We start from the raw sequence: 5,397 nt of genomic DNA on the forward strand, positions 1-5,397 counted from the left end.
TCCTCATCCGGCATGCCGGGGAAGCCGCTGTGCCAGACCTGAACCCCCTCATAGCTGCTCAGCAGGGCATCGCCGTTGTACAGCTCGTCCACGCGGGCCACGTTGAGCCCCGGCGTCAGCACAAGCGACAGGTACTGCTCGTCACCCTCATAGTTCATGTACGGCTTGCTGGCCACGTCCGGCGCGATGCGCACCGTACCGAGCACGAACGACAGCGGCTCATAGGCACGCATCCGATTGCGGGGCGCCGAAATGGAGAAGAGTGTGTCGGCCGGAGCCGAGGCGGCAGCGCTGGGCAGCTTGGGACCGAGAACCTTGTTGATCAGCAGGCTGCCGGCAGCGTAGACAGCCGCGCGCGCAAGCGTCGTACCCAACACCGTGGAGGTGCCGATGCTGAAACCTGCAATGGCTGCACCGCCCAACGTGAAGTAAGCCAGTGCGACCTGGGCCACCAGCCGGATCGCGCTCTTACCGACCACGCCCCGGATCTCGATCACCTGGCCATGCTTCGGGTAAACGTTGCTCCACAGATGCCGCTCAACCGACCGGCCACCGATAGTTACGAGCCACGCCTGCCCGTCCAGACCTTCCACATGGCGCTCAAGGAAGGCATACAGGCTCTCACCCGGGCGCAGGTCGGCCTGCAGGTTGCGCTGTCCGTCCAGCATCACCGGATGCGGGGTGATGATCAGACGGCCGGCATCGGTAGGCGTGTGCATCAGGCCCATGCGTAGTAACCCTCGATTCGCAGCCCGAAGTCGGGCAGATCGCGCACGCGGTGCAGCACGCTGCAGCCGTTGCGCTCGTTGCTGTGAAGAACCCAGCCCTCATGGGCCAGGAAAAAGAAAACCCCGGCATGGCCGGGGTTTCGGTGTCCCTGATCGATCATCAGGACGAGGTCGCCGTCTTCAGGTGGTCCGTCTCGGCGGTGGGCATAGGGCCGCGACAATGCCCCCAGCTCAGCCGCGCCCTGCAGCCCGCGTGGGCGGCGCCCCGGCAGCGTGATCGCCCGCTCGAACAGCTGCAGCTGTACCAGCACCACCAGGTCGGCGCAGTCGAAGCCGTCTTCGTCGTAGGGAATGCCCACGAACTTCTCCACCTCGGCCAGGCGCATCAGAAGATCCCCGGCAGAGTGAAGGGGTTGGCGCGCAGCGTGACCGCCTGCTGGCGCATCAGGAAGTCCACACCCAGCTGCGCCGAGGCCGTGCGGGTGTTCACCACGACTTGCGTCATCGGCAGGTCGTAGCTGGCCTCGATCACGTTAGGGTCAGCCCGGTCGGTGATCATCAGCCGCGCGGTAACCAGCTCCCCGGGCTGCAGCCGCTCCAGGTCCTCAGTGATCGAACGGCCCACGTTGTCCAGCACCAGCTGCGCCCGCGGCGCCTGCCCGCCCACGTCGTCAGGCAGCTTGAAGCCGAACGGGCATCCCGTATACACGTTGCCCTGGCTCACCCAGTCGCCCGTGTCGTTGACGATGCGCAGCACCTCCACGAACGACGGGGCGCTCAGCTCCAGTAGCAGCAGAATGCCCGTGGTGTCGTCAGTGCGCTGCCGGCGCTCGGTGAACGTACTCATCGCAGGTACTCCAGCACCAGGTCGCGTTTGGCGAATCGAAACAGCGTGTTGAGCGGCTGCAGCTTGCCGATCTTGCCCCCTTGAAAGCGGGCACGAATGATCTGGCCCGTGCGGGGGTGCTCAATGTTGAACCAGCCGATTCGCTTGAGGTTGTCGAAGTACCAGGCCTCGAAGTCGGCCACCGCCTGCGCCGAGCGGAACTGCACCGACGCCTCGATGGTCTGCATGACGTGGGTGTTCAGCAGGCGCTGCCGCGGCACGCCGCGTTCCATCTCGGTGCGCTCGACCGCGGGGTCGAACTCCTCACCGTAGTCCGCAAAGCGGATCTCGGCATAGCTGGGGAAGGTCTCCATGTACTCCTCGCTTCGAACAATCAATCTCATAAAGGCCGACGCGGAAATCCCACGCCGGCCCACTCAGCCCAATACGTCCTGCCACCCATAACGGGCTTGGCCGACCCTGCCCCACGAACCACCATCGAGCTCCTCGTTGCCAATCTGGACGATCAGCTTCCTGATCTCCGATCCATCCGGCAGCGTCTGCGATTCCTCGCGCTGTCGAACCTTGCTTCCGCTGTAGTTGTGGATCTCAACGAACGGTCCGCCTTGGCCACCCTGCCGGCCGCTGAGCGCGACGCGTGCGGGAACCTGCCCACCGATACCGCCGGCGTCGTAACCTCGCCTCAGCGCCGCGCGTAGAGCGTGGAATGCCGATGGGCCCCCCAGTGCCCGCATGTCGTCCTGGTTGAGCACGCCCTCGCCCTTGTGGACGAGTCCGGCCGGCTCCAGTCGCCCGCCGTAACCGGTGAAGCCACCACCGTCGAACCCGGGGATCTGGATCCGCTCCCGCTGCACCGCCCCCACCGGCCCGGCAAACGCGTTGAATCCGGCGCTGAACAGCGCTGATGTGGCTTGCTTGGCTGCGATACGAGCCAGGTCCGCAATGATCGAGTTGGCCAGCTGGCTGAAACTCAGCTTGCCGGTCATGGCGAAGGTGACCAGCGCATCCTCCATTCCCTGGAATGCGTTGGTGAACGCCTGATTGCCCAGCTCTGCTGCATTGGCCGCCTGGGAACGATAGTCCTCGAAGGCACGGTAGGCACCCAACGACCAATTGGTGATCGAACTCTGACGATCCGCCTGGTACTGCGCCTCCCGCTGCAATGCCTCCTTGTGGTACTTGTCCAGCTCGGCCAGCTGTCGCGCGTATTGCTTGCTGGTGTAGCCATTGCCGTTGTTGGCGACGGCGTTGCGGTCGTTGAGGGCGGACAGGCGGCGGTCGTAGTCCTCCTTGAGCTGCAGCTGGCGGCGCATCCGCTCCATCTGCTCGCTGCCCGTGCCGATGCCGGCCAGGTCGATGGCGTTGCCCTGGCGCTGGGTGGCGGCGGCCTCGCCCAGTTCCTTCTGCAGGGCAAGCACGTCCTTGGCCGCCTTCTTCGCCGATTCCTGCGCCGCCAGAGCCTTACCCTGAGCAACCGCCTCGTCAAGCAGCGCCTTGACGCGCTTCTGCTCCTCCTCGCTCAGCTTGCTCTTGGCGGAGGCCATTTCATTGGTGATGACGACCTGCAGCTTCTGCGCCACCGTCATGTCGTCGGTCAGGCCCATCTGCTCCTTATCCAGAGCGATCTGCCGCTTGATCCGATCCATGATCGAGGCGTATTGGTTTTCCTGCGCCTTGTCAGCGGCAGTGCCGGCGCGCGTCGCCGCGGTGCTGGCCTTCTGCTCCTCCTTCCACGCCTTCTCCGCTTCTGCCTTCTTCATCGACAGGCGGATGTACTCGGCGCCGGTACGGATCTTCTCCTGCACGTCCGGGTCGGCTCGGTTGCTGAAATCCACGCCGCTCTTGGCCTCGGCACGCATCCAATCGCGCACATCCAGAGTGGCCACCTCGCGCGCGCTCTTGCCGATGCGCTCAATCTGGCCGGGCAGCGTGGAGATCGCTTCGCGGATTTTCTGGCTTGCGGTGCTGGCGGCATTGCCCATGCCGGTAAGGGCATTGGCATGGTCGCGGGCAGCAGCGGCACCGGTCGCCTGTTTGCCCGTAAACTGGTCCAGCAGCCCGCCCTGGCGCTGGTACTCGACTGCCAGGCTCGCAGCAGTGGCAGTCTGCTGGGTCAGGTCTCCGGACACCTGTTTGGCAGCCGGGGAACCGGCAATCATGGCCTTCCATGACTGCTCCAGGCTTGCCGAGAATTCATCGGCGGTGATCTTGCCGGCCTGCAGCTGCTGCCGCAACGCGGTCGTGGATCCGATGAAGGATGAAGCCTTGTCAGCCGTGGCGAAGTTGGTGGCCGCGGCATTCATCGTCTGGATAGCATCGGCGATGCCGTCATAGTTCGACTTCATCTCCTTCTGCAGTCGCAGGATCTCGCCGGCCTGCTGCTGGCGGTTCAGCTCTCGAAACTTGTTGATCGCATCGGCAGCAGTGCCATTGAACTCGACCAGCGCGCGCTCGGCGTGGTTCGTGTTGTCCCTGAAAGCCAGCCAGCTGGCCGCCGTGGTGCCAACCATGAAGGCCAGGCCGAGCGGTCCCCCGAAGAAGCTGAGCGCGCTCTTGGCAGCCAGCCCCATGCTACTGGCCGTCGCTGCGACGCCTTGTTGAGCCACCGTGAGCCCATCCAGCGCTACCTTGAGCTGCCTGGCTGCGATGGCGCGGTTTGCATCGGCGGCGATGCTCCCGCCGTAGGCCGCTGCCCTTCGAACCTCCATCTCGGCAGAAACGAGGTCGGCGCGAGCCTTTCTCACCTGGGCAGCGGCTGCGGTTTCGGCCGCCATCGCTTGCTCCAGCATCGCCTGCCGGGTTGCTTTGAGGCCTCGGACCCATTCGGCAGCTTGGCCGCCCAGCTTCACCGCCGTAAACGATCCCAGCAGGCCAATGGCCACCGGGAGAATGGTGTTCATGTTCTCGAGCACCGCCGTGGTTCCGCGGAGGCCCGCCGCTACTGTCTCTGAGAATGCCCCCTCGCCCAGCTCGTTCTTCATGTCCCGCCAGGCGTTCCCGACACGGTTCGCCTCGGCCTGGATCGACTTCGAAGCGTCCTGCCAGCCGGTGGACATTTCGTTGAGTGCCTGGATCATGGCCGGGGTGAACTTTTTGGCGTCCAGCAGGCCCCCCTGCAGCAGCTGGTCAAACGATTTGCCGGCCAGGTCGGTGCCCTCGATCATCTTGAGCACTGCCTGCTGGAAGCGCGGGACGACGCCTGGTAGCGCTTCACCCAACTGCTGCCGCAACTCCTCGGCCTGGAATTTGCCCTTGCCGAACGACTGCGAAAGCGCGGTGATCGCACGCGACACCTGGTCAGTGGACAGGTGCATGGCGGTCGCCGAGCGTGACAGGCCGATGAAAAGCTCCCGCTGGGTGGACATGGCGACGCCGTTAGGCGTGGCCGAGGCGGTCAGCTGAGTGAACCCGTCAGCAGCCGTCTTGAGGTCGAGGCCGAGGTCCTTAGCCGTCGCCGCGACGAACGCATAGGCGTCTTGGGCGACCGCCGTCGAGCCGGTGGCACCGCGCAGGGCGTTCTGCATCGCCTCGAACTCCTTCCGGGCCTCCACCAGCGAGCCGATGCCCGCGCGGATCGACTGGAAGCCCACGAAGGCCACCGCCGCCCGGTTGAGGTTGGCGATAGACGTGGCGGTCTGCGCGGCCTCCTTGCGGATCTGGCCAAGATTCTGATTTGCCACCCTGGCGGCGTCGACCATGCCCGCACGGTAGGCAGCGGTATTTGCCCGCAGCTGAACATCGATTGTCGCGGCAGTGGAGGCCATTGGTATCCCCAAAAGAAAAGCCCGCCAAGGGCGGGCTACGGGTTGAAACAAGATGATT

At 64.9% G+C, this 5,397-nt stretch carries 4 protein-coding genes and 1 pseudogene; all 5 read right to left on the reverse strand.

What is annotated here, in order from left to right:
* A pseudogene (locus N7590_RS21760) lies at positions 1–719 on the reverse strand (phage tail protein); the annotation flags it as partial.
* Positions 719–1,114 carry a peptidoglycan endopeptidase gene (locus tag N7590_RS21765; RefSeq protein WP_279935890.1) on the reverse strand — a complete coding sequence of 132 codons (396 nt, stop codon included), beginning with the start codon at positions 1,112–1,114 and terminating at the stop codon, positions 719–721. The pseudogene N7590_RS21760 and the gene N7590_RS21765, both read right to left, overlap by 1 nt.
* Positions 1,114–1,575: a DUF1833 family protein gene (locus N7590_RS21770; RefSeq protein WP_279935891.1), complete on the reverse strand. Its 462-nt coding sequence runs from the start codon at positions 1,573–1,575 to the stop codon at positions 1,114–1,116. The genes N7590_RS21765 and N7590_RS21770 overlap by 1 nt, the downstream gene beginning before the upstream one ends.
* Positions 1,572–1,928 (reverse strand): hypothetical protein, encoded by a 357-nt coding sequence (locus N7590_RS21775; RefSeq protein WP_164085918.1) that lies wholly within the window; start codon positions 1,926–1,928, stop codon positions 1,572–1,574. Before N7590_RS21775 ends, N7590_RS21770 begins: the two co-directional genes overlap by 4 nt.
* Before the next feature lie 63 nt (positions 1,929–1,991).
* Positions 1,992–5,339 (reverse strand): phage tail tape measure protein, encoded by a 3,348-nt coding sequence (locus tag N7590_RS21780; RefSeq protein WP_279935893.1) that lies wholly within the window; start codon positions 5,337–5,339, stop codon positions 1,992–1,994.
* Between the last annotated feature and the right edge of the window lie 58 nt (positions 5,340–5,397).

Origin of the sequence: Stenotrophomonas sp. GD04024 (genome assembly GCF_029837545.1) — a bacterium.
GTDB classification, from domain to species: Bacteria; Pseudomonadota; Gammaproteobacteria; order Xanthomonadales; family Xanthomonadaceae; genus Stenotrophomonas; species Stenotrophomonas forensis.